The sequence below is a fragment of the Hypericibacter sp. genome, from assembly GCF_050729195.1.
Lineage (GTDB): Bacteria > Pseudomonadota > Alphaproteobacteria > Dongiales > Dongiaceae > Hypericibacter.
Map to the genome: position 1 here is coordinate 1 of NZ_JBOHKS010000204.1, position 23,988 is coordinate 23,988.

The window sequence follows — 23,988 nt, forward strand, 5'->3', positions numbered from 1 at the left end:
TGCAGGCGGTGGCGATCGGCTGGCAGGTCTATGACCTGACCGGGAGTCCGTTCCGGCTGGGCATGATCGGGCTGGCGGAGTTCCTGCCGGCGATCGGCTTGGCGCTGTTGGTCGGCCCCGTGGCCGACCGTTTCGACCGCAGGCGCATCATGCTGCTGGCGCTCGGCGGCGAGGCGCTCTGCGCGCTGGCGTTGCTGTTCCTCGTCGTCAGCGGCCATGCCGCCTTCTGGCCGATCTTGGCCATCGCTTTCAGCTTCGGCGTGGCGCGCGCCTTCGTCGCCCCGGCCTCGCGCGCCATGATGCCGAGCCTCGTGCCGCCCGAGCTCCTCAACAATGCTGTCGCCTGGTCCTCGGTCTCCTGGCAAGTCGCCACCATCGGCGGGCCCGCGCTGGGCGGCTTCATCTATCTCTTCGGTCCCGATGCGGTCTATGGCTCGGCCGCGGTGGCGCTGGGCGCCGCGATCTGCATGATCGCGCTGGTTCGCCATCGCCGTGTCGTCGGCAACGGCAAGAAGGAAGCGATCAAGCTCGGCGACGTGCTGGGCGGACTTCGTCTCATCTTCAGCCACAAGGTGCTGCTCGGCGCCATCTCGCTCGATCTCTTCGCCGTGCTGTTCTCCAGCGCCATTCCGTTGCTCCCCGTCTTCGCGAAGGACGTGCTCCATACGGGCCCTGAAGGGCTGGGGCTGCTGCGCGCGGCGGCCGGCGTGGGAGCCGTCACCACCGCGCTCTATCTGACCCAGCGCCCGATCCGGCATCATGCCGGCCGCATACTCTTCACCTGCGTCGGGCTGTTCGGGCTCTGCATCATCACCTTCGGCCTGTCGCAGAATTTCTGGCTGTCGATGGGGGCGCTCTTCTGCGGTGGCGCCTGCGACATGGTCAGCGTCTATATCCGCGGCACGGTCGTGCCGTTGGCGACACCCGATCATCTGCGCGGCCGGGTGATGGCCGTCGAGGCCGTCTTCGTCGGCGCGTCGAACGAGCTGGGCGCCTTCTGGGCCGGCAGCATGGCATCGCTGATCGGCGCCGTGCCGGCGGTGGTCTTGGGCGGCAGCGCCACCATCCTGGTGGTGCTGAGCTTCACCCGGCTGTTCCGGAAGCTGGCCAAGGTGGACAAGCTCGATACCGAGACCCTGGGCTTTTCCGAGATCGCGCCGGGCGATAAAGTGGCGCCCGCCAAACTGGGCTAGGATCGATCGGATCCGACGATAGCGGGCGAAGGTCCCTTGAAGGAGAGAACGGCATGGCACGGGCAGGCGTGAAACCGGCGGTGAAGTTCCTGGTGATCGACGGCTACAACAAGTCGGCGCGCGAGGAGCTGCAGGCGGGCGGCGCCTCGGCCGCGGGCGACCTCTATGTCGCGATGCTGAAGAAATGCCTGCCCGAGGCGCAATGCGACGTGGTGCATCCGGCCGATCCGGGTTCGAGCCTGCCCAAGGGCGCGGCGCTCGCGCAATATGACGGCATCGCCTGGACCGGCTGCAGCCTCACCATCTATGACGGCGATCCGCGCGTGACGCCGCAGATCGAGCTCGCCAAGGAGGCCTTCGCCTCGAAGGTGCCGAGCTTCGGCTCCTGCTGGGCGGCGCAGATCGCGGTGACGGCGGCGGGCGGCATCGTGCGCGCCAACCCGCGCGGCCGCGAGATGGGCATCGCGCGCAAGATCGCGTTGACGCCAGAGGGCCGCGGCCATCCGCTCTACTTCGGCAAGAGCAATGTGTTCGACGCCTTCATCAGCCATGTCGACGAGATCACGCATCTCCCCGCCGGCGCGGTGCTGCTCGCCTCCAACGCCTTCACCCACATCCAGGCGGTCGCGGTGACGCATAAGGGCGGCACCTTCTGGGGCCTGCAATATCACCCCGAGTACGATCTCCATGAGCTGGCGCGCCTCACCTGGTGCCGGCTCGAGAAGCTGCAGAAGCTGGGTTTCTTCAAGGACCGCGAGGCCGGCGAGACCTATGTCAACCTGCTCGAGACCCTGCATCAGGACCCCTCGCGCAAGGACGTCGCCTGGCTGCTCGGCATCGACGAGGACGTGACCAACGAGGACATCCGCCTCGCCGAAGTCCGCAACTGGATCGACCGCCTCGTGCTGCCGACGATGCGGCAGTGAGAGCACTGCCGCGACCCACCTCCCCCGCACCGTTATCGCCCCACTCCTCTGTCATCGCCGGGCTTGACCCGGCGATCCAGGGCAGGAGTTCCCGCGATCCCGACGAAGGCTGGATGCCCGGATCAAGTCCGAGCATGACAGGAGAGGGAATGGTGCCACTCACTTCGTCATGCCCATACCCACCCCCTCTGTCATCGCCGGACTTGATCCGGCGATCCAGGGCAGCCGGCGCCGCTGCTAGATGATCTCTTCATAGAGATCGCGCCACTAAGGGTTGGACTTTTCGATCAGATCAAGTTTCCAAGCTCTCGGCCATTTCTTGAGCGTCTTCTCGCGATGAATGGCAAGGAAGACGTCAGCGAACTCCTCGAAATGCATGAGCTGCTTCACGCCATAGCGCTTGGTGAAACCGTCAACGACGCCTTCGCGATGCTCATAGATGCGTCGCACCAGATTGCTCGTCACGCCGATATAAAGCGTGCCGTTGCGTTGACTGGCGAGAAGATAGACGTAGTAGGTCTTCATAGAGCGGCGTCAATGATCCCTGGATTGCCGGGTCAAGCCCGGCAATGACAGGACTGCGCTACAACGGCGGCGACAACTCCCGATCGGCCGCCGCGATCTCCTCCGCGGCCAGTCCCGCCGACGGCCGCGACTTCACGCGCTCATACCAGGCGGCGAGTTTCGGCTGCGCGTCGAGGCGTGGGCCCTTCAACCGCTGTACCCAGAGCACCGTCATGAAGAGCGCGATGTCGGCGACCGAGAAGCTGCCGCAGAAAAATTCCTGGCTGCCGAGGCGCCGCGACAGTGTCTCGTAATGGTCGCGCAGCGCGATCTCGCCGCGGTCGGCGTCGGCGACGCGCTGGCGCTGGCGTTCGGGGTCCGGGTCAGGCGGCGAGGTCCGCGTCATGAGCTGACGCAAGGGCGGCAGCAGGATCTCGTCGGCGGTGAGCTCGAGCAGCCGGCAGCGCGCGCGGTCCTTGGCGCTCGCCGGATAGAGCGGCGGCTTCGGATAGGCCTCCTCCAGATACTCGAAGATCACCGTCGAATCGAACAGCGTCAGCCCGCCATCGATCAGCACCGGCACCTGGCCCTTCGGGTTGGCCGCGAGGACCGCGGAGTGCTTGGGCGCATAGCCCTTCTCTTGGGTGAAGGGGACCATCTCGCGGTCGAAGGGCAGGGATTTCTCCCGCAGCGCGATCTCGACCTTGCGGGAAAACAGGCTGAGCGGTCCGGAGTAGAGCCTCATGATGCGGCCTCGAGCGAAAACGACAAGGAATCGCACAGAACAATACAAGAACATCGAGGGCGCAACAAGACAGACGCCCGCCACCGCCCCGCCGAATCTGTGGATGAAAGGAAGCCCCGCCCGTCAGGCGATCAGCTTCAGCACCTTCTCATGCGCGCGCGCGTCGCCGCAGGCGAGCACCTTGTCGTCTGACGCCATGGTGAGGGGGTTGCCCTGCCAGTCGGTCACGACGCCGCCGGCCCCTTCGATCACGGGCACGGTCGAGAGATAATCATAGATCCCCATATTGGCCTCGATCGCCACATCGCCGAAGCCGCTGGCGATGATGCCGTAGTGATAACAGTCGGACCCGTAGACCGACATCTTGCAGGCTTCGCGCAGGCGCCAGTAACGCGGCTGGTCCTCGGGCTCGAACATCTCGGGCGAGCTGGCGAAGAGCGAGGCCTTCGAAAGATCGGGACAGGCGCGGACCCTGACCGGCTTGCCCTGGAACTGCGTCGGATGGCCATGGGCGCCGATCCAGCGTTCGCCGATCGCCGGATGATCGATCACGCCCAGCACGGGCCGTCCGTTCTGGCAGAGCGCGATCAAGGTGCCGAAGAGCGGCCGGCCGGAGATGAAGGATTTGGTGCCGTCGATCGGATCGAGCACCCAGACGAATTCGGCGTCGCGTTTCTCCGTGCCATGTTCCTCGCCGACGATGCCGTGGCCGGGAAAGCGCGCCTTGATGAGGGCGCGCATCGCGCTCTCGGTTTCGCGGTCGGCGATCGTGACCGGGCTCAGATCTTCCTTGGTGATGATGTCGATCGGTTGGCGGAAATAGCGCGCGATCACCTTGCCGCTGGCCTCGGCCAGCTCATGGGCGAAGCTCACGAACTCGGACGGCACCTTGGCGGATGTCATGACGTTCTCCTCGAGAGATCGGGGGCGCTCGTGAAAACGGCCGCCCTGGAAAGCCCCGGGCGGCCGCTTCGATCGAAAGGTCTTGGGATCGAGCCGTTGCTTATGGCAGCGGCACCGGATTGTCCGAAAGCGTGCGCAAGTAAGCGATCACCGCGGCGCGATCCTCGGGCTTCTTTAGGCCGGCGAAGGCCATCTTGTTGCCGGGGATGGCAGCCTTGGGGTTCAGAAGGTAGTGCGCGAGCGCGGCATAGTCCCAGGTGCCGGGCGTGTTCTTCATCGCGTCGGAATAAGAGAAGCCTTCCATATGCGCGTGCATGTTGCCGACGATGCCATAGAGGTTGGGGCCGACCTTGGCCTTCTCGCCATTGCCGAAGCTATGGCAGACGGCACATTTCTTCGCGATATCCTGACCCTTGGCCGGATCGGCGCTGGCGATCATGCCGACCACCTGGGCGCTGTCGTCGGCCGGAGCCGCCGCTTCCTGCGTGGTCGAAGCGACCGGTGCGGCCGAGCTGCTGCTCGGCGGGGGTGCCGCGGCCGCGGCCTTGGCATCCTCATAAGCCTTGTTGGCGGCGTCGATCTCGTCCTGCGTCGGCAGCGGCACCGGATTGTCCGAGAGCGTGCGCAGATAGGCGATCACATTGGCGCGGTCTTCGACCTTGGGCAGGCCGGCGAAACTCATCTTGGTGCCCGGCGCATAAGCCCGCGGGTTGGTGATGAAGTGGTTGATCTCTTCATAGCCCCAGGGCTTGTCGATCGAGCTGATCGCCGTGGAATAGGAGAAGCCCTCCATATGGCCATGCTTGTTGCCGACGATGCCGTAGAGATTGGGGCCGACCTTGGCCGGCTCGCCCTTCCCGAAGGTATGGCAGGTCAGGCACTTCTTCGCGACCTCCTGGCCCTTGGCCGGATCGGCATTGGCGAGCAGGCCGCTGACCGGTTCGATCGGCGCCGGACCGGCGGGCTTCGCCGCACCGCCGCCGCCTTCGCCCGCCGCCACGGCTTCATGCTCGGCGTGGTGAGGCTTCACCAGCATGCCGGCCAGCGTGCCGCACACCATGGCGACGATGCCCGCGACCAGAACCGCGCCAACGATCTTGTTAAGCTCGAGCGACGACGAAGACGACATCGGCAATGACCCTTGAACTTTGACTTCCGGCCCTGAATCCCCGGCCGTCGGACCGGCCGAATCGGGCTGGCTCCAGGACGGCGCCGACGCGGCCTTCTCCCACCGGCGGCGGCGCGCACTCTACCCCCGTCCGCCGCCGCAGCGCAATTGCGGGTTCCTGTCGCCAAAAGCCGCAAGACACTGGGCTTTCCGGCCGTTATGGTGCGCCCGACTTCGGTGCCGGAAGGGCCCGGGCCCGGGCTCGGCGGGCGACGAAATTTTCGCGTCATTATGCCGCAGCGGGAGCCTCGCTTCGCCCTGCTTTCCAACGGACGCTTCTGATCCTGCATGACCCGCAGCAATCCCATCATCATGATCCCCGCCCGCATGGCCTCGACCCGCCTGCCGGGTAAGCCGCTCGCCGACATCCATGGTGATCCCATGATCGTCCATGTCTGGCGCCGCGCGCGGGAAGCCGATCTGGGACCGGTGGTGGTGGCCGCGGCCGAGCCCGAGATCGTCGCCGCCATCGAGTCGGCCGGCGGTCGCGCGGTGCTGACCCGGCCCGATCACCCCTCGGGCTCCGATCGCATCCATGAGGCGCTGGGCCTGGCCGATCCGGACCGGCGTCACGACGTGGTGGTCAACATGCAGGGCGACCTGCCGACCTTCGATCCGGCGCTGCTCGCGGCCGTGCTGGCGCCGCTCGAAGATCCGGCGGTCGATCTCACCAGCCTCGCGACCGAGATCACCGAACCTTCCGAGCGCACCAATCCGAATGTGGTGAAGGCGGTCGCGGCCTTTCCGGCTCAAGGCCAGAACGGCAAGCCGCCGATCGCGCGCGCGCTCTATTTCAGCCGCGCCACCGTACCCACCGGCGCCGGTCCGCTCTATCACCATATCGGTCTCTACGCCTATCGCCGCGCCGCGCTCGAACGTTTCGTGGCGCTGCCGCCGGGCCGCCTCGAACAGCGCGAGAAGCTCGAGCAGCTGCGGGCCCTCGAGGCCGGCATGCGTATCGACCTGGCGCTCGTTGACACCCTTCCGCTCGGTGTCGATACTCCGGCCGACCTCGAAAAGGCCCGTGCGCTGCTGGCACCCAACAGCTCCAAGCCCCGGCCCTCCGGAACCCGCTCATGACCAAAACGACCAAGCAAGGCGCCACCGGCGCCGACGATCTGATCGCCTTCCAGGGGCTGCCCGGCGCCTATTCCGATCTCTCCTGCCGCGCCGCCCATCCGACCTTGCGCACGCTGCCTTGCGCGTCGTTCGAGGACGTCTTTGCGGCGGTGCGCGAGGGCAAGGCGCGGCTCGCCATGATCCCGATCGAGAACTCGGTCGCGGGCCGCGTCGCCGACATCCATCATCTGCTGCCGGATTCGGGGCTTCATATCGTCGCCGAGCATTTCCAGCGCGTGAACCATCACCTGCTGGCGCCTCAGGGCGCGACGCTGAAGTCGCTCAAGACCGTGCACAGCCATGTGCAGGCGCTCTCGCAATGCCGCAAGCTGATCCGCGAGCTGGGCCTGAAGGCGGTTGTCCACGCCGACACCGCCGGCGCCGCGGCCGACATCGCCGCGAAGGGCGACATCACCGAGGCTGCGATCGCATCCTCGCTCGCGGGCGAGATCTACGGCCTGGTCAGCCTCAAGGAAGGCATCGAGGACGCCCAGCACAACACCACGCGCTTCGTCATCATGGGGCGCGAGCCGGTCGATCCCGATCCCAAGGTCCCCGTCGTCACCAGCTTCGTGTTCCGCGTGCGCAGCGTGCCGGCCGCGCTCTACAAGGCGCTGGGCGGCTTCGCTACCAACGGCGTCAACATCACCAAGCTCGAAAGCTATATGATCGACGGCCATTTCACCGTCGCGCAGTTCTACGCCGACATCGACGGCCATCCGGATTCGCGCATGGTGCGGCTGGCACTCGAGGAGCTCAGCTTCTTCTCGCGCGAGGTGAAGATCCTCGGCGTCTATGCGGCCTCGCCCTTCCGCCAGCAGCAGAACGGCGCGCAGTAGAAGCGGACGCGCGCTGACGCGCGCGAAGATTTCTCCGACCCCTCCCCCCTCCCGCTCGCCGGCTTCGCCGTCGGAGGAGGGGGCGTGGTTTGTGTTTGTCACGCCCTCTCCCCTTGCGGGAGGGGTCGCTAAAGAAGATTCGCGCCAGCGTCTATTTCTGCTTGATCCAATCCTCCACCAGCCGGCGCGCGATCGAATCGCGCCGCGGCAGGCGGAAGGTTTCGTTCTCGGGGCTGGCGCGCAGCTGATCGCGCGTGTACCAGGCGGCTTCGGCGATCTCTTCCGGCGAGAGGTGGATCTCCGTCGACAGCGCGCGGGCGTTGAAGCCCAGCATGATCGATCCCGGGAAAGGCCAGGGCTGCGAGGAGTGGTAACGGACGTCTTCCACGTCGATGCCGACCTCTTCCTTCACCTCGCGCGCCACCGCTTCCTCCAGGCTCTCGCCGGGCTCGACGAAGCCTGCCAGCACCGAATGCATGCCCGGCGGCCAGCTCGCCTGGCGGCCGAGCAGGAGACGCTCGCCATCGGTCACCGCCATGATGACGGCCGGATCGGTGCGCGGAAAATGCACGGCATTGCAGGCGCTGTTGGTGCAGCGGCGCTGATGGCCCGCATCCTCGCTCACCGTGGGCGAGCCGCAGACGCCGCAGAAGCGATGCCGGCTGTGCCAATGCATGAGCCCGCGCGCATAGGCGAGAAGCTGGCCCTCCTCCTGCCCCAGCAGCGGACCCACGCTGCGGATGTCGGCGAAGCGGCCGGCGGCCGACAGCAGCGGATGTGTCTCCGGCGCCTCGAGATGCGAGATCTCCACTGCGAAATAGGCGACCCCGTTATCGGGTTCGCCTTCGAGTCCCAGCAGCGCGATCTCGGCGGCGCTCTGGATCAGCTCGCTGGCGCTTTCGCGCAAGAGCGTCGCGATCGCCGGCATCTCCGCTTGCAGAACGAAGCTCTGCTGGCGCCAGACCGGCACCAGGCGCGTGCGCGGATCGGCCAGCAGCCGTTCGATCCAGTCGCGATCGCGCCGCCGCAGGCCCGCCCGGTCGAGCCGGCCGCCGGCATAGAAATTCAAGCGCGATCGATCGTTCTCATTCATCGGCGAAGGCCGTCTTTCATGCGCCGCGCGGCGGACTTGTCAGCCTGCCGGCGGCTCGTTGCTGTAGGGCTGGCGCAGCTCGACCGGCTTCTGGCGCCGGCGTTTCGCCAGCAGATTGAGCCCCTCCACCATCACCGAGAAGCCCATCGCCGCGTAGATATAGCCCTTCGGAATGTGGAAGCCCATGCCGTCGGCGACCAGCGCCGTGCCGATCAGGAGCAGGAAGCTCAAGGCCAGCATCTTGACCGTCGGATGGCGCTCGACGAAGCCCGAGACCGGCCCGGCGGCGACCAGCATCACGATCATCGCCAGCACGACGGCCGTGACCATGATCTCGAAATGCTCGGCCATGCCGACGGCGGTGATCACGGAATCGAGCGAGAACACGATGTCGAGGATGCCGATCTGGATCACCACCGCCATGAAGGCGGCCTGGACCTTGGCCGAGGTCCCGCCCGCCTCGCCCTCGAGGCTGCCATGGATCTCATGGGTGGATTTGTAGATCAGGAACAGGCCGCCGAGGATCAGGACCAGGTCGCGCCAGGAAATGGCGTGGTCGAAGAGGGTGAAGGCGGGCTGGGTCAGGCCGGCGATCCAGGCGATGCTCGCCAGGAGCAGGAGCCGGGTTCCCAGCGCCACCCCGATTCCAAGCCGGCGGGCGAGTGGCTGCTGCTCCCGGGGCAGTTTGCCGACCAGGACGGCGATGAAGACCAGATTGTCGATGCCGAGGACGATTTCGAGCACGGTCAGTGTGACCAGGCTCAGCCAAGCCTGCGGATCGGCAAGGAGTTCCATCATGAGGTGGGGCTCCAGAAAAAGAGGGGGATGTGCGGGAAAGAGGGGTGAGGAAGCGAATTCGGCGGCAAGATTGGGCAAATGTCCGGAAAATAATGCTTTCCAGACGCCCGGAACTCAGAGAAATTGGGCGGCTTGCCTTATTTGACAAGATCGAGCCGGACAGTGAGGTCGGGATAACAACCCAAAAGAGACCGTCAATGCGCTTTCTGGTTCTCTGTCTCCTGGGTTTGGGGCTGCTTTTGCCGGCAACGGCCGGCGCAGCCGTGCCCGTCCCGAATGGATATCCGCTGACCGGCGCTGTGACCTACGACGTCTGGCGCGAAGGCGCCCGGATCGGGACCTACCAGGTCGATTTCCTGCACGACGGCGACAAGCTCAGGGTCCATATCCGGATGAACGTCGAGGTGTCGTTGCTGTTCATCCCCTTCTATCACTTCGACCATGAAGCCGTGGAAGACTGGGTCGACGGCAAGCTGGTCCACTATGCTTCCAAGACCGACGACAACGGCACCGACCGGAACGTGCTGCTCGCGCGGGATGGCAATACATTGCGTGGCCAGTACAATTCGCAGCAGGTGACGCTGCCAGCGGACATCATTCCCTGCAGTCTCTGGAATCCAGCCACGGTCGATCAGAAGCAGTTGCTCGACCCGACCGCAGGCGAGGCCTTTGCCGTGACGGTCTTCGACCGCGGCCTGGAGCCGGTCAAGGAAGGGGCGCAGACCGTCGAGGCGCGTCACTACTCGATCACCGGCGAGATGCATCGCGAAGTCTGGTACGGGGCCGACGGTCTGGTGGTCCAGGCGAGTTACCAAGCAGCGGACGAAAGCGTGCTGACCTTCAAGCTGCGCGGCGGCGTCGCCCGGTCGCCGGCGCCCTCGCAAACGGCATTGAAGTAGCCGACGCACAGCCGCGGTCCGGCATCCCGGGTTTCCGTGATGACCCGGCGCCGGTCGGCGCAGCGGCCGAAATGCGCCGTTTTCAGGGGATCAGGGATATAGAGGAATCGGAAGCGACACCCCATGTCAGGGGGCGGGACCGGTGAGTCCCGGGAAAATCGCTGATTCTGGAGATCCCTGATGCGCCTTATCGCCTGCTGCCTGCTGGTCCTGGGGCTGCTGCTGCCGGCGGCGGTCCGGGCCGCGATCGCAGTGCCGGAAGGTTTTCCGCCGGACGGGACCATCACCTATGACGTCTGGCGCGAGGGTTCGCAGATCGGGACCCATACCGTCCAATTCACCCGCGACGGCGACAAGCTCACCGTCCACACCAAGATCCGCATCGAGGTGAAGCTGCTCTTCGTCACGATCTATCGCTTCGAGCATGACGCCGAGGAGGACTGGATCGACGGCAAGCTGATGCGCTTCGCCGCCAAGACCAACGACAACGGCACCGACCGCGATGTGCTGCTGGAGCGCCAGGGCGAGGAGCTGCGCGGCCATTACAACAGCGAGCAGGCGACACTGCCGGGCAATCTCATCCCGGGCAGCCTGTGGAATCCGGCCACGGTCGACCAGAAGCAGCTGATCGAGCCGACCAAGGGCCGCGCCAAGGACGTCACCATCGCCGATCGCGGCATGGAAGCGGTGACGCTCGGCAACGGGACGAAAGTCCAGGGCCATCACTATTCGATTACCGGCGACCTCCGCCGCGAAGTCTGGTACGGCCCCGACGGCGAGGTGGTCCAGGCCGCCTACAACGCGAAGGACGGGAGCCTGCTGACCTTCACGCTGCAGAAGTAGGGCGGCGGCGAACCCATAGTTAGAAAGTCCGCCTCCCGCGTTTTTCTCGCTGTCATGCCCGGACTTGATCCGGGCATCCAGCCTTCGTCGATCACGCGTTGCCTCTTGCCCTGGATCGCCGGGTCGAGCCCGGCGATGACAGAAGGAAGGGCGGGGTGCGGGGTCGAGCGGAAGGGAGAAATCGGCTGTCCGCCCGTCATTTGTCGAAAGCGGCCCCCAAAATCTCTCGTCATTCCAATCTCTTCGGCTGGGGATAAAACGCGTCATTCGGTCTTGTTTCTGGCGCGCGGCTGGCTGATATAGTGCCTTCGGGAGATCGGCGGCGGACGTGCGCCTCGCCAACCCGGTCAGGTCCGGAAGGAAGCAGCCGTAACGAGTTTCCGCACGGGTCGCCTTGCCGGTCTCCCACCTCACCGCATGAGATGTGCCGTCAGGAAGGGACGCTTCGCGACCGCATGACCGAAGAGCGCGACAGCCCCTCGACCGAGACGACCCCCTACCGGGTCCTTGCCCGCAAATACCGCCCGCGCAACTTCGCCGAGATGATCGGCCAGGATGCGATGGTGCGCACGCTCTCCAACGCGATCGCGCAGGGGCGGCTCGCCCACGCCTTCATCCTCACCGGCGTGCGCGGCGTCGGCAAGACCACGACCGCCCGCATCCTGGCGCGCGTCTTCAACTGCATCGGCCCCGACGGCAAGGGCGGCCCCACGGTCGAGCCCTGCGGCGTCTGCGAGCCCTGCCGCGCCATCGCCGAGGACCGCTTCGTCGATGTGATGGAGATGGACGCCGCCAGCCGCACCGGCGTCGGCGACATCCGCGAGCTGATCGACGGCGTGCGCTACGCCCCGGTCCAGGCCCGCTACAAGGTCTACATCATCGACGAGGTGCATATGCTCTCGACGGCGGCCTTCAACGCGCTGTTGAAGACGCTGGAAGAGCCGCCGCCCCATGTGAAGTTCATCTTCGCCACCACCGAGATCCGCAAGGTGCCGGTGACGGTGCTCTCGCGCTGCCAGCGCTTCGACCTGCGGCGCGTCGAAGCCGAGATTCTATCGGCCCATTTTGCGCGCATCGCGCAGGCCGAGGGCGCCAAGTTCTCGGAAGCCGCTCTGGCACTGATCGCACGCGCGGCCGACGGCTCGGTGCGCGACGGGCTCTCGCTGCTCGACCAGGCGATCGCGCGCGCTGATGTCGGTGCCGGGGACAAGACCGAGATCGACGAGGCCACGGTGCGCGAGATGCTGGGCCTGGCCGACCGCAGCCAGCTCTTCGATCTCTTCGAGCGCGCCATGAAGGGCGATGCGCCGGGCACGCTCTCGCTCCTGGCCGAGCTCTACAAATCGGGCGCCGATCCGGTCGTGGTGCTGCAGGATCTTCTGGGCCTCACCCATTGGCTGACGCGCGTCAAGCTGGTGCCCGAGACCGTCAACGATCCGGCGCTGCCCGAGACGGAGCGTACCCGCGGCAAGGCCCTGGCCGACGCGCTGGCGATCCCCGTGCTCGCGCGCGCCTGGCAGATGCTGTTGAAAGGGCTGGGCGAGACCCAGACCGCGCCCTCGCCACTGCAGGCGGCCGAGATGGCGCTGATCCGCCTGATCCACGCCTCGACCTTGCCGACACCGGGCGATCTGGTGAAACGCATCGAGGAGCAGGGCGGTGTCGCCGCGATTCCGGCCGCACCCCGCGGCGGCGGGACGGCGACAAGCTCAGGCGGCGCCCGCGGCAATGGTGCGACCGCGGCGGTCGCCTCGGGTTCGGCGATGGGCGCCCAGGGCGGCGCTTCCTCGGGCGTGCCCACCAATGCCCTCGCGGTCGGCGCCGAGGTGCTGCAGGCGCAAGCCCACCCGGCGCCCAATCCCCTGACGATTCCCGATCCGCAGAGCTTCGAGGCGCTGGTGACGGCGGTTGCGAAGATGCGCGAGGGCATGCTGCATGGCCATCTCCTGAACGACGTGCATCTGGTGCATTTCGAGCCGGGCCGCATCGAGATCCGGCCGGGCCCAGGGGCGCCCACCAATCTCGCCAACAAGCTGGGCACTTTGCTGACCGAGCGCACCGGCCGGCGCTGGGTGATTGCGATCTCTAGCGATGCCGGCCAGGCGACCTTGCGCGAGCAGGCGCAGGCCGAGGATCAGCGCCAGCGCCGCGAGGCCTCGGCCCATCCGCTGGTGCAGGCGGTGATGAAGAATTTCCCCGGCGCCTCGATCGAGGCGGTGCGTCAGCTCAAGCCCGAGCCCGCCGCCGTGGCTGCGCCGTCGGAGGAGACGGGCGGCGATGACAGCGTGGCCGACGAGTTGCCCGCGGATTGATCAGAGAGAAAGCAAGAGAAGCGGCATGAAGAATATCGGCCAGATGATGAAGCAGGCGCAGCAGATGCAGGCCAAGATGGCCGAGATGCAGGCCGCGCTCGAGACCCATGAAGTGTCGGGCCAGTCCGGCGGCGGCATGGTCCAGGTGACCTTGAACGGCAAGGGCGCGATGCGCCGGCTCGAGATCGATCCCAAGATCGTCGATCCGACCGACGTCGGCATGCTCGAGGACCTCGTCACCGCCGCCTTCAACGACGCCAAGGGGAAGCTCGAGACCTATCTGCAGGAAGAAATGGCGAAGGTCACCGGCGGCCTGCAGCTCCCGCCGGGGATGAAGCTGCCGGTTTGTGGGCGCGGTGGGAGCGGCCGAAGGCCCTCCGTTTCTTTTGTCATCGCCGGACTTGATCCGGCGATCCAGGGCCGCCGCTCGGTCGCTGAATAGCCTGGATGCCCGGGTCAAGCCCAGGCATGACAGTCAGGCCTGGCGGACGAAGGCTGATGGACAGCTTGCCCCTCGGCTCCCCTTGATCCGACTCTGACTCTGCGGCTTTTCTATCCCCATGACCCCCACCACCCTCGACACCCTCATCCAGCTGCTCTCGCGCCTGCCGGGTCTCGGACCCCGCTCGGCGCGCCGCGCGGCGTTGCATCTCCTGAAGAAGCGCGAGGCGCTGATGCTGCCGCTGGCCGCCGCGATCGAGGAGGCGGCGCATGAGGTGAAGGCCTGCTCGGAATGCGGCAATCTCGACAGCGTCGATCCCTGCTCGATCTGCCGCGACGCGCGGCGCGACGCCTCGCAGCTTTGCGTGGTGGAGGAGGTGGGCGATCTCTGGGCGCTCGAGCGCGCCATGGCCTTCAAGGGCCGCTACCATGTGCTGGGCGGCAAGCTCTCGGCGCTCGACGGCGTGGGACCGGAGCAGCTCAACCTTGCCGGATTGCTGCGCCGCGCGGCGGAGCCGGCGGTCAAGGAAGTGATCCTGGCGCTGGGGGCCACGGTCGAAGGCCAGACGACCGCGCATTATTTGACTGATCGGCTGTCCAATCTGCCAATCCAGGTCACGCGCCTCGCCCATGGTGTCCCGGTCGGCGGCGAGCTCGACTATCTCGACGACGGCACGCTGACCGCGGCCCTGAAGGCGCGCCGCCCGCTGTAACGGCTGTTTGGCATCGATGGCGATTGGATACCGGCTTAGTTTCTTTCGGGTCAATGAGGGCACGAGCATGCTGAAAAGATTGCTTGGGGCAGTCCTTCTTCTTTTGGCGCTGGCTTCGGGTTCGCACGCCGAAACCTTGCCGCTGCCGCCCAATCTGATTGGCGCCGCCAGCCCGGCGGGCGAGGGCTATTTCTTCGAGGCCGAGGCGCGGGCCGCCTATTTCCCGCTGGCCGACAATTTTGTCACCCAGAAGAACCAAGCCTTCTGTGGCGTCGCCAGCAGCGTCATGGTGTTGAATGCCCTGCAGCTGCCGGCCCCAGCTGTTCCCGAATACGATCCTTACCGTACCTTCACCCAGGACAATGTGTTCTCCGCCGCGACCGAGGCAGTAATTCCGGCCGACACCATCCGCGAGATGGGCATGACGCTGGATCAACTCGGTGCCTTCATCGCCACCCAACCCGTCGCCGTCGAGGTCCACCACGCTGCGGACACGAGCCTCGAAGCTTTCCGCGCCGCAGCTCGCGACTATCTGTCCAAGCCCGGCCATTTCGTCGTGGTGAATTATCTCCGCAAGGCCATTGGCCAGGAGAAGGGCGGCCACATCTCGCCGCTTGCTGCCTATGACGGAAAGTCGGACCGGTTCCTCATCCTCGACGTGGCCCGCTACAAGTATCCGCCCGTATGGGTCACGGCGGCTGATCTCTTCGCCGCCATGAACACCACCGATAGCGACAACCAGAACCGTACCCGTGGTTATGTGCTGATCGCCGCGAAACCGTAGCGGCACTGGTCTAATCGGGGTCGCAGCAGAGCATCACGGGTATAAGGAGTGCGCCGGCTGGACGCCGCCGCTGCAAGCCGCACTCCGATGGCTGAACGGCCGGCCAATCTTGCTGACGCATTTTCCAGCACCATCAGCTTGCGTAGTCCGTTCTGATCGCTGCCTTGTCGACCAACAAATGTTGATTTTCCGGGTATGCAGCTGTGGAATTGCGACGAATTTGTCGCGACCGCAACGATCCCCGATCCTCTCGCTTCTCTCGCCATTCGCTATGAAACTGTCGCAGGAACGCTGCTATAATCGCGACCGTTCACCCGTGCGGTTGTGTGAATGCGGGCGGACAGGATCCAAGCGAGACACGAGCCCAAGAAAGCGAGTCCAGAGGAAGTCGTCTTCCTGCCTTGCGGGCGATGAGCCCGCGCAGAGCGAGATTGGAAAAAAATTCTTTCGCGAGCCAGCGAGAGAGGGTCGAGTCCGCGAGCGGAAAGGGGATCGCTCCGTTGTCGACAGCCAATTCGTCGCCCTCGAATGATCGGAGCGTGCATGGTCGAGATCGTCTATTACGTCGCCACGAGCCTCGATGGTTTCATCGCCACGCTGGATGGCGGAATCGACTGGCTGCCCCGTCTCGACCCCGAGGGCGAGGATTTCGGCTATCGCTCCTTCTACGATTCCGTCGACGGCCTCATCATGGGGCGCCTCACCTACGACAAGATCCGCCGCCATGCGGCCTGGCCCTATCCGAGAAAGCCCTGCTGGGTCTTCACCCACCGGCCGCTCGAAGCCGAGCCGCCCGAGGTGATCGAAACCTCGCTGCCCCTGATCAAGCTCCTGATCGAGATGGAGCGCTACAGGCTGAAGCGCATCTTCCTCGTGGGCGGCGGCAATCTCGCCTCGCAATTCCAGCGCGAGGGGCTGATCGCCGAATACAACATCGCGCTGGTGCCGGTGCTGCTGGGCACGGGCATGCCGCTCTTCTCCGGTCCCGGCGAGTTCGAACGGTTGAAACTCCTCGACACGCGGAGTTTCGCGACCGGCGAGGTGCTGATGCGCTATCGCCGCAGCGCGCTCAGCCCGCCGCGCCTCAAGACGATCCCACCCGCGATCACGCGTCATCTCCGCCAAGTCGCGGTCGAGGATGTCCGCGAGCCGGAAGAGGTCGAAGCGGTTTCCGCGCCCAGTCTCGTCATCGACGAGCGCGATCGCAGCGGTTAGACGCAGGAAGGATCGTTAGCGTGCGCCCGCGGGCAGGACCGACATCTCGATGCGGTCCGCGCTGAAGCCGAGCTCGAGGCCGGAGGCGGCGGCGCTGGTGATGCAGGTCCCGGTGATCTTGCACTGGCCGATCGTTTCCGACGCGGTGCTGTGCTCGGGCGGGGCCTTCGTGCCGGCGCAATCCATCGCCTCGCAGGCGACGGTCCCGGTGGGAGTGACGCTGCCGACCTGACCGTAGGCCCGCTCGCCCAGCGAGGGCGGCGTCAGGCTCGCGGTCGACAGGATCTCGGGCAGCAGATAGCCGAACATCGCGCCCAGGAAAATGACGAGCGTCAGGCTCGCCCGCGACGACCATGTGTTGCGCCGCCGGAAGATACGCCGTCTCTCGAAGATGTAAGAGTCGCTCACTTTCATCTCCTCCTGCTTGGAGGTTTCCCGTGAGCCATAGTGGCAGCAGGAAGTTAGCGAATCGGTAACGCGGGCTTTTGTTTTTTCAGGAGTTATATTTCAATGGGTTAGGGGCGGGGTTGCCGGCGCTGGCCTCGGTATTGTCCCTTCCCCCCTTGCGGAGGAAGGCCAGGAAGGGGGAGCACTCGATGCTTGATCCGCGGGTTCCCCCTCCCTCACCCAAATGGGGGGAGGGGATAGGAGAAACATATGCCTCTTCACATCGGCATCGTCGCCTGCTCCGCCGAAGGCGCGGCGCTCTGTTATCGGACGATCTGCGCGGAAGGGGCGGCGTTGCTCGGGCCCCATGCGCATCCCGAGATATCGATGCACACACCCTCGCTCGCGAGCTACGTCGCCTGTCTCGAGCGCGGCGACATGGCGGGCGTGGGCGCGCTGATGCTCGGTTCCGCCGAGAAGCTCGCCCGGAGCGGCGCCGATTTCCTGATCTGTCCCGACAACACGATTCACCAGGCGATGGCGCATGTCCTGCCGCGCTCGCCGCTGCCCTGGCTCCATATCGCGGAGGTCGTCGCGGCCGAGGCGGTCGCGCGCGGCCATCGGCGTCTCGCCATCACCGGCACGCGCTGGCTCGTCGACAGCGTGGTCTATCCGGAGAAGCTTGTCGCGCAGGGGCTCGATTATCGCCGCCCCGACACCGCGGAGCGCGACGAGACCAGCCGCATCATCATGGAGGAGCTGGTCTATGGCATCTTCAAGCGCGACAGCATCAAGACCCTTCAGCGCGTCATCGAACGGATGAAGGACAAGGGTTGCGATGCCGTGATCCTCGGCTGCACCGAGCTCCCGCTGGTCATCAATGACGAGAATTCACTGCTGCCGACGCTGGATTCGACCCGCCTTCTCGCGCAAGTCGCGCTGCGGCGCGCGGTCGAAGGGAAGCAGGAATAGAAAGTCCGATTATTCGCCCGAAGGGGGAATCGCATGAACATCATCCACCCGGTCAAGGCCGGCCGGCTCGCGCCGGTACGGATCGCCTGCATCAACAAGGCGACGGTCGATCTCGGCGTCGATTTCGACAAGCTCATCGCCGCGCTACAGAAATGCTACGACCGGCATTTTCTCCCGGTCTGGGGCTATCCGGTCGAGCTCTACAAGCCCAGGAAAGCCAAGCCCACGGACTGGCAGCTTCTCTTTCTCGATGACGCCACCGTCGCCGCCGCCTATGGCGACCATGCTCTGACCAAGCAGGGCCAGCCCTACTCGAAGATCTTCGTCAAGACCACCTTGCGGGACAAGGAGCTGGTGAGCGTCACCGCCTCGCACGAGCTGTTCGAGATGGCCATCGATCCCATCGCCAATCTCTGGGCGCAGGCGAAAGGCGGCACCCAATATGCTTATGAGATGTGCGATCCGGTCGAGGAGGACACCTTCCTCGTCGACGGGATCCCGATGTCCAATTTCCTCTACCCGACCTGGTTCGAGCCCTTCAGACATCCCCGCGGCACCAAGTTCGATCATCTGGGCTTGCTGAAGAAACCCTTCTCGGTGCGCCCGAACGGCTATGTGACGATCAAGACGAGGGAGAAGGTCAAGGACAAGTTCGGTTCGCGCCGGAAGAAGCAGCGCTTCCAGGCGGAAGACCGCACCGGCCACCGCAGCGAGTACCGCAAGCCGCGCGGCAGGCGGATCCGCGCGAAGAAGTGATGTAGATCCATAATCATGGCCCGCCGCCTCCATGTCGCGGGGGCATGGAAACCATCGTCGTTCGGCGTTTTCCTCCGTCATCGCCTTCTCCCATCCTGGCGCTCGATAAAGGGAGAAACGCCATGACCGTTTCCGCACGTCCGGTGTTCGAGCCGGCGACCAAACGCAAATCCGCTTCGCGGCCGCGCAAGTCTTTCGGCCAGACCGTGCTGGTGCTGCAGGGCGGCGGCGCGCTCGGCGCCTACCAGGCCGGCGTCTATCAGGGCTTGAGCGAGGCCGGCATCGAGCCGGACTGGGTGATCGGCACCTCGATCGGCGCGATCAATGCCGCGCTCATCGCCGGCAACGCGCCTGGCAACCGGCTTGCGCGATTGCAGGAATTCTGGCAGCGGGTCCGCAGCGGGACCTATGCCGGCGACAATGTCTGGGGCGCCGCCTTCGCCAATCCCAGCCTTCTTGCCAATCTGGGCGTGGTGATGCGCGGGGTGCCGGGATTCTTCGAGCCCAGCCGCCACGGCGTCTGGGGCGTCCATCATCGCACCGGCGTCGACCAGGCCTCCTGGTACACGACCGCGCCGCTGAAGGAGACGCTGAGCGAGCTCGTCGATACCGGCTACATCGACGCCAAGCATGTGCGTCTCACCGTCGGCGCGGTCAATGCGCGCACCGCCGAGATGCGCTATTTCGACAGCCGCGACATGCCGGTCGACATCGCCCATGTCATGGCCTCGGGCGCGCTGCCGCCGGCCTTTCCCGCGGTGATGATCGAGGGCGAGCCCTATTGGGACGGCGGCATCTATTCGAACACCCCGGTCGAATGCGTGTTCGACGACCGGCCGCGGCGTGATTCCCTGATCTTCTCGGTCAATCTCTGGCAGCCGGAAGGTGCGGCGCCGGAAACGATCTGGGAGGTGATGGGACGGATGAAGGACATTCAATATTCGAGCCGCGGCTTGAGCCATGTCGCGCGCCAGCAGCAGCTGCACCGGCTGCGCCATGTGGTGCGCGAGCTGGCGAAGCGCCTGCCGCCGGGCGCGGCCGAGGATCCGATGGTGCGCGAGCTCGCCTCCTATGGCTGCGGCACCACCATGCATCTCGTACGGCTCCTGGCGCCACGCCTCGACAATGAGGACCACACCAAGGACGTCGATTTCAGCGCCGGTGGCATCCGCCAGCGCTGGCAGGCGGGTTATGAGTATGTGAAGCGCGTGATCGCGCAGGAACCCTGGGACACCGAGGTCGACGCGCTGACGGGCGTCGCGATCCATCAAGCGGTGGCGTGAGGGGCGATTGCCAAATCCTCTCCCTCACGAAGTGGGGGAGAGGGACGCGGAGGGTTAGCGAGACGAAGTCGAGCTTACCCGCAGCTGGGTGAGGGGGCACTTCGCTGCCATATCTCGCTCTTTTCGAACACCCACCTCACCCTGCCCTCTCCCCCCGCGAAGGCGGGCGGAGAGGATGGCCTTTCTTGACGGGCTCTTACTTCCCCGCCTCCCGCCGGAAGATGATCGTCTCGCCGCCCTTGTAGGTCGTGCGGGTGTATTCGCGGAAGCCACATTTGGTCGCGACATTGATCGAAGCCTTGTTTTCTGCGGCGACGATGCAGGCGAGGGGCGTGCTGCCGAACTTCGCCGCGCCCCAGGTCGCGGCGGCGCGCACCGCCTCGGTCGCGTAACCCTTGCCATGCGCCCAGGACGCCAGCACCCATCCGGCCTCGGGCGACCCGTCCAGCGAGGGCTTGAGATCGCGTTTGAAATCCGCGAGCCCTGCTTCGCCGACATAGCGCCCGCTGGCCTTCTCCTCGATCGCCCAGAAGCCGTAGCCTTGGAGCGCCCAGTGCCCGACATAGCGCATCAGGCGCGCCCAGCATTCCTCGGGCGAGAAGGGCTTGCCGCTGATATGCCGAACGACGTTGCTGTCGCCCCAGAGCTCGGCCAGCGCCGGAAAATCGGACAGCCGGTTGCCGCGCAGGATCAGGCGCTCGGTTTCGAGGACGGGGATGGCGGTATTCGGCAGGGTTTCGGAGCGCAAGGGAGGGACTCGCTTGTGATAGGGGGAGCGGCGTTTAACCTGTTCCTCTGTCTGTCATGCCCGGACTTGATCCGGGCATCCAGACTTCTCTGGCCCTGGATCGCCGTGATGTCGAGCTTGTCCTCGGGCCGACCTTTGGTCGGACCCGGGGGCCCGGCGATGACAGGAGGGCATTGCGTGGTCTTCGAGCATCTGGCGCGAAATGACAAGGGCTCTGTCATCCGGGCTTCATTCCCATGCCGCGGGCCTCTGAGATAAGCTGGCTGCCTGTGCGCGGCCTCGGGGGCCGCCATTTTTCGGGGGAAGACACGATGCTCGTCGAAAAGACCATCCGCATGCTGGCGCTGGCGGTGGGAATGGCCTTGCTGATGCCGGCCGCGCTGCCCATGCCGGCATCGGCGGCGGAGGTCACGCCGACCGAGGCGCGCGCGATCGCGAAGGAGGCCTATATCTACGGCTTCCCGATGGTCGACAATTACCGGATCGCCTGGTCCTTCTTCGTCGACAAGGGCGGGCCCGCCTACAAGGCATCGATCAACCATCTCGCCAGCGAGGCGCGCGTCTTCACGCCGAAGGACAAGACCGTCCAGACGCCGAACTCCGACACACCCTATTCCTTCGCCTGGCTCGATCTGCGCGCCGAGCCCCTGGTCATCACCTTGCCGGCGATCGAGGCGAACCGCTATTACTCGGTCCAGCTCGTCGATCTCTACACCTTCAACTTCGACTATCTCGGCACCCGCACGACCGGCAATGGCGGCGGCAATTTCCTGATCGCCGGCCCGAACTGGAAGGGCGCCACCCCGCCCGGCATCGCCAAGGTGATCCGGGCCGAGACGCAGCTCGTGATGCCGATCTATCGCACGCAGCTCTTCGGGCCCTCCGACATCGGCAACGTCAAGAAGATCCAGGCGCAGTACAAGCTGCAGCCGCTCTCGACCTTCCTGGGCAAAACGCCGCCGCAGGCGGCACCCAAGATCAAGTTCATCCCGCCGCTGCCGGCGGCGAAGGAGCGCAGCTCGCTCGAGATGTTCAATGTCCTGAGCTTCCTGCTGACGCTCTGCCCGGCCGATCCCAGCGAGGTCGATCTGCGCGAGCGCTTTGCGAAGATCGGCATCGGCCCGGGCCAGACCATCAACTTCGCCAAGCTGTCGCCGGAAATGACCGCGGCGCTCAAGGCCGGCATGGCGGACGGTCAGCGCGAGATCGAGGCGCGCAAAGCCGTCACCACCTCCTCGGTCGATCTCTTCGGCACCCGCGCCTTCATGAAGAACAACTATGTCAACCGCGCGCTCGGCGCCCAGACCGGCATCTATGGCAACTCGAAGGACGAGGCCTATTACGGCATCTATGACAAGCCGGTCGACGGCGTGGCGATGTCGGGCGCCCACGCCTACACGATCCATTACACGGCCGGCCAGTTCCCGCCCGCCAAGGCCTTCTGGTCGCTCACCATGTATGACCTGCCGCACCAGTTCCTGGTGGCCAACCCGATCAAGCGCTATCTGATCAATTCGCCGATGCTGCCCGAGCTCAAGCTCGACGCCGATGGCGGGCTGACGCTCTATATCCAGCATGACTCCCCCGGCCCCGACAAGGAATCCAACTGGCTTCCTGTGCCCCCGGGTCCCTTCATGATGGTCCAGCGCCTCTACATCCCCGAAGCCGCCGCGCTCGACGGCAGCTGGACGGAACCGCCGCTGGTGCAGGTGAAGTAGGGCGGCGCGATCGCGGCAGAGACATCCGCGCCCCGCTTTCCTCCTGTCATGCCCGGACTTGATCCGGGCATCCAGACTTCTCTTGCCCTGGATCGCCGTGATGTCGAGCTTGTCCTCGGGCCGACCTTTGGTCGGACCCGGGGGCCCGGCGATGACAGGAAGAACGCGTGCGGGCGGCGCGGGGAGAATAAATAATTGCGAGAAGCGCTCCGCTTCTACCCCCGCGCGACGCCCCAGATCTCCACGGTCATGTCCTTCGTATGCATATGCGGCTGCGGCACCAGGGTCAGGGGCGGCAGGGGCCCGGGGATGCAGGCCCGGAGCATGTCAATGAAGGCCCGCGTCTCCGCTTCGCTGCCCGACGAGGTGAAATAGGCGATCACCAGCTTCAGGTCCGAGGTCATGCGGTCGAAGGCGCGCAGCAGGTCCTCGATCAGGCTCATGGTGAACTGCGTCTGCGGCAGCAGCTGGCCCGGAAGGACGGTCACGCCCTTGTTGGAATCCGGCGCCGACGGCACCTGGCCGCCGAGCCAGATCATGTCGCGCAGCCGGATCGCCTGGCGGTAGGGCAGCGGGATCTGCCAGTCCCAGACGCGCCGCGGCCAGCGATCCTCGCGCGGGATATATTTGTCGAAGCCGTTCCAGCTCTCGCGCATGCCCATGACCTCGATCTTGGTCTGGGCGCCTTTGGGATAGAGCCCGTGGCAGGGCACGACGGTGGCGACGGGGCCGGGCTCGCGGAAGAAGGAGCCGCGCGTGCGCGCCATGTCGGCCCAGGCTTCCGTAGTGATGCCGAAATAGTAGCCTTCCATCTTGATCGCATCCTGGAAGGAGGCGCCGAGCGCCTTCAGCGTCTCCTCATGGCGCGACATGATGATGCGCGAATGGGCGACGCCGTCGCCCGGCATCGGGTTGCCCTCGTCGTCGATCGCGGTGCGCGCCGGCACGGCGAGGAACTCGTGGGCGCGCAGGCCCAGCGTGATCTTCCGGCCGCCGAAGCGCTGGCGGTAGTTCGTCGGCACTTCGCCGGTGACGACGCGCAGGTCCGGCGCATGGTCGCGCCAGCCGCGCGTCGCGATCGCCTGCGCCTGCAGCGCCTGGCCGGCGAAGGGCTGCAGCGGCACGGGATGGAGTGTGATGGCGGGCAGGGGATCGCGCTCGAAATGCTTGGCGAGCGCCGCCAGCACCTCCCATTCGTCGCGCGATCCGTCGCTCTTGTAGAAGACCTTGAGCCGCAGGATGTCGGCGAGCCCGCAGCCTTCGACCGCGAGGGCCGCGGCGATGTTGGCGATCGTGCCCGGGATCTGCGCCAAGAGATCGTCCAGATGGCGGATTTTCCCCTTCGCGTCGAAATCGCCGGCCCCGCCCACGAAGCTGAAACGCCCCGCCGTGCCGGCCAGATGCTGCGGGCCGGAGATCGGCCATTTCCAGATCGCGTTGTCCATGCTCGCCAACTCCCCCATGATCGCTTCGCTCTACTTTTAAGCTTCGAGCGAGATCGAAGCTACCTGTGGCCCCTCCCCCTTGAGAGGAGGTTCCCCGCTCCTGTCATGCCCGGACTTGATCCGGGCATCCAGCCTTCTGCGGCCCTGGATCGCCGGGTCAAGCCCGGCGATGACAGCCCAGGGA

General features: G+C 65.8%; 23 protein-coding genes, 1 other RNA gene and 1 pseudogene. 16 read left to right on the top strand and 9 right to left on the bottom strand.

The features are described 5' to 3' along the window. A partial coding sequence (locus ACREE8_RS15730) for an MFS transporter (RefSeq protein WP_431573957.1) occupies window positions 1-1,193 on the top strand: 1,193 nt, incomplete at its 5' end. Window positions 1,194-1,246: 53 nt separating this feature from the next. Next, the gene (locus tag ACREE8_RS15735) at window positions 1,247-2,119 is read left to right on the top strand and encodes a type 1 glutamine amidotransferase (RefSeq protein WP_431573958.1); all 873 of its coding nucleotides are present in this window, start codon (window positions 1,247-1,249) and stop codon (window positions 2,117-2,119) included. A 267-nt stretch (window positions 2,120-2,386) separates the two neighbouring features. On the opposite strand, the gene ACREE8_RS15740 is transcribed toward ACREE8_RS15735, so the two are convergent. From ACREE8_RS15740 to ACREE8_RS15755, 4 genes are all read right to left on the bottom strand, one after another. Beyond that, the gene (locus ACREE8_RS15740) at window positions 2,387-2,644 is read right to left on the bottom strand and encodes a GIY-YIG nuclease family protein (protein WP_431573959.1); all 258 of its coding nucleotides are present in this window, start codon (window positions 2,642-2,644) and stop codon (window positions 2,387-2,389) included. Window positions 2,645-2,702: 58 nt separating this feature from the next. After that, window positions 2,703-3,368, bottom strand: a complete 666-nt coding sequence (locus ACREE8_RS15745) for a glutathione S-transferase family protein (protein WP_431573960.1) — start codon at window positions 3,366-3,368, stop codon at window positions 2,703-2,705. A 123-nt stretch (window positions 3,369-3,491) separates the two neighbouring features. Next, window positions 3,492-4,271: a histidinol-phosphatase gene (gene hisN / locus ACREE8_RS15750; protein ID WP_431573961.1), complete on the bottom strand. Its 780-nt coding sequence runs from the start codon at window positions 4,269-4,271 to the stop codon at window positions 3,492-3,494. A gap of 100 nt (window positions 4,272-4,371) precedes the next feature. Further along, window positions 4,372-5,400, bottom strand: coding sequence for a c-type cytochrome (locus ACREE8_RS15755; RefSeq protein ID WP_431573962.1), 1,029 nt, complete (start codon window positions 5,398-5,400; stop codon window positions 4,372-4,374). A 327-nt stretch (window positions 5,401-5,727) separates the two neighbouring features. On the opposite strand from ACREE8_RS15755, the gene ACREE8_RS15760 reads away from it, so the two are divergent. Both ACREE8_RS15760 and ACREE8_RS15765 read left to right on the top strand, forming a co-directional pair. Beyond that, on the top strand, window positions 5,728-6,519 hold the full coding sequence (locus tag ACREE8_RS15760; protein WP_431573963.1) for a 3-deoxy-manno-octulosonate cytidylyltransferase: 792 nt from the start codon (window positions 5,728-5,730) through the stop codon (window positions 6,517-6,519). Then, a complete protein-coding gene (locus ACREE8_RS15765) occupies window positions 6,516-7,397 on the top strand; it encodes a prephenate dehydratase (protein WP_431573964.1) in 882 nt (293 codons plus the stop codon). The genes ACREE8_RS15760 and ACREE8_RS15765 overlap by 4 nt, the downstream gene beginning before the upstream one ends. A gap of 151 nt (window positions 7,398-7,548) precedes the next feature. On the opposite strand, the gene nudC is transcribed toward ACREE8_RS15765, so the two are convergent. Together nudC and ACREE8_RS15775 are read right to left on the bottom strand one after the other, a co-directional pair. Continuing rightward, window positions 7,549-8,490 (bottom strand): NAD(+) diphosphatase, encoded by a 942-nt coding sequence (nudC, locus tag ACREE8_RS15770; RefSeq protein WP_431573965.1) that lies wholly within the window; start codon window positions 8,488-8,490, stop codon window positions 7,549-7,551. Between the two features lie 39 nt (window positions 8,491-8,529). Beyond that, window positions 8,530-9,288, bottom strand: a complete 759-nt coding sequence (locus ACREE8_RS15775; protein ID WP_431573966.1) for a TerC family protein — start codon at window positions 9,286-9,288, stop codon at window positions 8,530-8,532. Window positions 9,289-9,485: 197 nt separating this feature from the next. On the opposite strand from ACREE8_RS15775, the gene ACREE8_RS15780 reads away from it, so the two are divergent. From ACREE8_RS15780 to ACREE8_RS15815, 8 genes and pseudogenes are all read left to right on the top strand, one after another. Then, entirely contained in the window at window positions 9,486-10,187 is a 702-nt protein-coding gene (locus tag ACREE8_RS15780; RefSeq protein ID WP_431573967.1) for a DUF6134 family protein, read from the top strand. Window positions 10,188-10,367: 180 nt separating this feature from the next. Beyond that, window positions 10,368-11,030: a DUF6134 family protein gene (locus ACREE8_RS15785; protein ID WP_431573968.1), complete on the top strand. Its 663-nt coding sequence runs from the start codon at window positions 10,368-10,370 to the stop codon at window positions 11,028-11,030. 313 nt (window positions 11,031-11,343) lie between these two features. Next, an RNA gene (ffs, locus tag ACREE8_RS15790) (signal recognition particle sRNA small type) lies at window positions 11,344-11,437 on the top strand. A gap of 48 nt (window positions 11,438-11,485) precedes the next feature. Then, window positions 11,486-13,342, top strand: a complete 1,857-nt coding sequence (locus ACREE8_RS15795; protein ID WP_431573969.1) for a DNA polymerase III subunit gamma/tau — start codon at window positions 11,486-11,488, stop codon at window positions 13,340-13,342. A gap of 25 nt (window positions 13,343-13,367) precedes the next feature. Continuing rightward, window positions 13,368-13,685 (top strand): annotated as a pseudogene (locus ACREE8_RS15800) (YbaB/EbfC family nucleoid-associated protein); the annotation flags it as partial. Between the two features lie 217 nt (window positions 13,686-13,902). Next, a complete protein-coding gene (gene recR / locus ACREE8_RS15805; protein WP_431573970.1) occupies window positions 13,903-14,496 on the top strand; it encodes a recombination mediator RecR in 594 nt (197 codons plus the stop codon). Window positions 14,497-14,563: 67 nt separating this feature from the next. Beyond that, on the top strand, window positions 14,564-15,280 hold the full coding sequence (locus ACREE8_RS15810; protein WP_431573971.1) for a phytochelatin synthase family protein: 717 nt from the start codon (window positions 14,564-14,566) through the stop codon (window positions 15,278-15,280). Window positions 15,281-15,823: 543 nt separating this feature from the next. Beyond that, a complete protein-coding gene (locus tag ACREE8_RS15815; RefSeq protein ID WP_431573972.1) occupies window positions 15,824-16,495 on the top strand; it encodes a dihydrofolate reductase family protein in 672 nt (223 codons plus the stop codon). A 15-nt stretch (window positions 16,496-16,510) separates the two neighbouring features. Here the strand turns inward: ACREE8_RS15815 and ACREE8_RS15820 are convergent, their stop codons facing one another. Beyond that, window positions 16,511-16,903: a hypothetical protein gene (locus ACREE8_RS15820; RefSeq protein WP_431573973.1), complete on the bottom strand. Its 393-nt coding sequence runs from the start codon at window positions 16,901-16,903 to the stop codon at window positions 16,511-16,513. A 249-nt stretch (window positions 16,904-17,152) separates the two neighbouring features. Between ACREE8_RS15820 and ACREE8_RS15825 the strand changes: the two genes are divergently transcribed. From ACREE8_RS15825 to ACREE8_RS15835, 3 genes are all read left to right on the top strand, one after another. Next, window positions 17,153-17,854, top strand: a complete 702-nt coding sequence (locus tag ACREE8_RS15825; RefSeq protein ID WP_431573974.1) for an aspartate/glutamate racemase family protein — start codon at window positions 17,153-17,155, stop codon at window positions 17,852-17,854. 33 nt (window positions 17,855-17,887) lie between these two features. Further along, window positions 17,888-18,610 carry a hypothetical protein gene (locus tag ACREE8_RS15830; protein ID WP_431573975.1) on the top strand — a complete coding sequence of 241 codons (723 nt, stop codon included), beginning with the start codon at window positions 17,888-17,890 and terminating at the stop codon, window positions 18,608-18,610. Between the two features lie 122 nt (window positions 18,611-18,732). Continuing rightward, window positions 18,733-19,893, top strand: a complete 1,161-nt coding sequence (locus ACREE8_RS15835; protein WP_431573976.1) for a patatin-like phospholipase family protein — start codon at window positions 18,733-18,735, stop codon at window positions 19,891-19,893. Window positions 19,894-20,089: 196 nt separating this feature from the next. Here ACREE8_RS15835 and ACREE8_RS15840 read toward each other — a convergent pair whose 3' ends face one another. Beyond that, on the bottom strand, window positions 20,090-20,641 hold the full coding sequence (locus ACREE8_RS15840) for a GNAT family N-acetyltransferase (protein ID WP_431573977.1): 552 nt from the start codon (window positions 20,639-20,641) through the stop codon (window positions 20,090-20,092). A 311-nt stretch (window positions 20,642-20,952) separates the two neighbouring features. Here ACREE8_RS15840 and ACREE8_RS15845 point away from each other — a divergent pair, with 311 nt between their 5' ends. Further along, window positions 20,953-22,359 carry a DUF1254 domain-containing protein gene (locus ACREE8_RS15845; RefSeq protein WP_431573978.1) on the top strand — a complete coding sequence of 469 codons (1,407 nt, stop codon included), beginning with the start codon at window positions 20,953-20,955 and terminating at the stop codon, window positions 22,357-22,359. A 215-nt stretch (window positions 22,360-22,574) separates the two neighbouring features. On the opposite strand, the gene ACREE8_RS15850 is transcribed toward ACREE8_RS15845, so the two are convergent. Further along, the gene (locus ACREE8_RS15850; RefSeq protein ID WP_431573979.1) at window positions 22,575-23,804 is read right to left on the bottom strand and encodes a hypothetical protein; all 1,230 of its coding nucleotides are present in this window, start codon (window positions 23,802-23,804) and stop codon (window positions 22,575-22,577) included. Window positions 23,805-23,988 lie beyond the last annotated feature (184 nt).

Excerpts from the sequence above, each read along its gene's own strand:
- ACREE8_RS15735 (WP_431573958.1), top strand. The coding sequence starts at position 1,247 with ATGGCACGGGCAGGCGTGAAACCGGCGGTGAAGTTCCTGGTGATCGAC.
- ACREE8_RS15740 (WP_431573959.1), bottom strand. The coding sequence starts at position 2,644 with ATGAAGACCTACTACGTCTATCTTCTCGCCAGTCAACGCAACGGCACG.
- ACREE8_RS15745 (WP_431573960.1), bottom strand. The coding sequence starts at position 3,368 with ATGAGGCTCTACTCCGGACCGCTCAGCCTGTTTTCCCGCAAGGTCGAG.
- hisN (WP_431573961.1), bottom strand. The coding sequence starts at position 4,271 with ATGACATCCGCCAAGGTGCCGTCCGAGTTCGTGAGCTTCGCCCATGAG.
- ACREE8_RS15755 (WP_431573962.1), bottom strand. The coding sequence starts at position 5,400 with ATGTCGTCTTCGTCGTCGCTCGAGCTTAACAAGATCGTTGGCGCGGTT.
- ACREE8_RS15760 (WP_431573963.1), top strand. The coding sequence starts at position 5,728 with ATGACCCGCAGCAATCCCATCATCATGATCCCCGCCCGCATGGCCTCG.
- ACREE8_RS15765 (WP_431573964.1), top strand. The coding sequence starts at position 6,516 with ATGACCAAAACGACCAAGCAAGGCGCCACCGGCGCCGACGATCTGATC.
- nudC (WP_431573965.1), bottom strand. The coding sequence starts at position 8,490 with ATGAATGAGAACGATCGATCGCGCTTGAATTTCTATGCCGGCGGCCGG.
- ACREE8_RS15775 (WP_431573966.1), bottom strand. The coding sequence starts at position 9,288 with ATGATGGAACTCCTTGCCGATCCGCAGGCTTGGCTGAGCCTGGTCACA.
- ACREE8_RS15780 (WP_431573967.1), top strand. The coding sequence starts at position 9,486 with ATGCGCTTTCTGGTTCTCTGTCTCCTGGGTTTGGGGCTGCTTTTGCCG.
- ACREE8_RS15785 (WP_431573968.1), top strand. The coding sequence starts at position 10,368 with ATGCGCCTTATCGCCTGCTGCCTGCTGGTCCTGGGGCTGCTGCTGCCG.
- ACREE8_RS15795 (WP_431573969.1), top strand. The coding sequence starts at position 11,486 with ATGACCGAAGAGCGCGACAGCCCCTCGACCGAGACGACCCCCTACCGG.
- recR (WP_431573970.1), top strand. The coding sequence starts at position 13,903 with ATGACCCCCACCACCCTCGACACCCTCATCCAGCTGCTCTCGCGCCTG.
- ACREE8_RS15810 (WP_431573971.1), top strand. The coding sequence starts at position 14,564 with ATGCTGAAAAGATTGCTTGGGGCAGTCCTTCTTCTTTTGGCGCTGGCT.
- ACREE8_RS15815 (WP_431573972.1), top strand. The coding sequence starts at position 15,824 with ATGGTCGAGATCGTCTATTACGTCGCCACGAGCCTCGATGGTTTCATC.
- ACREE8_RS15825 (WP_431573974.1), top strand. The coding sequence starts at position 17,153 with ATGCCTCTTCACATCGGCATCGTCGCCTGCTCCGCCGAAGGCGCGGCG.
- ACREE8_RS15830 (WP_431573975.1), top strand. The coding sequence starts at position 17,888 with ATGAACATCATCCACCCGGTCAAGGCCGGCCGGCTCGCGCCGGTACGG.
- ACREE8_RS15835 (WP_431573976.1), top strand. The coding sequence starts at position 18,733 with ATGACCGTTTCCGCACGTCCGGTGTTCGAGCCGGCGACCAAACGCAAA.
- ACREE8_RS15845 (WP_431573978.1), top strand. The coding sequence starts at position 20,953 with ATGCTCGTCGAAAAGACCATCCGCATGCTGGCGCTGGCGGTGGGAATG.
- ACREE8_RS15850 (WP_431573979.1), bottom strand. The coding sequence starts at position 23,804 with ATGGACAACGCGATCTGGAAATGGCCGATCTCCGGCCCGCAGCATCTG.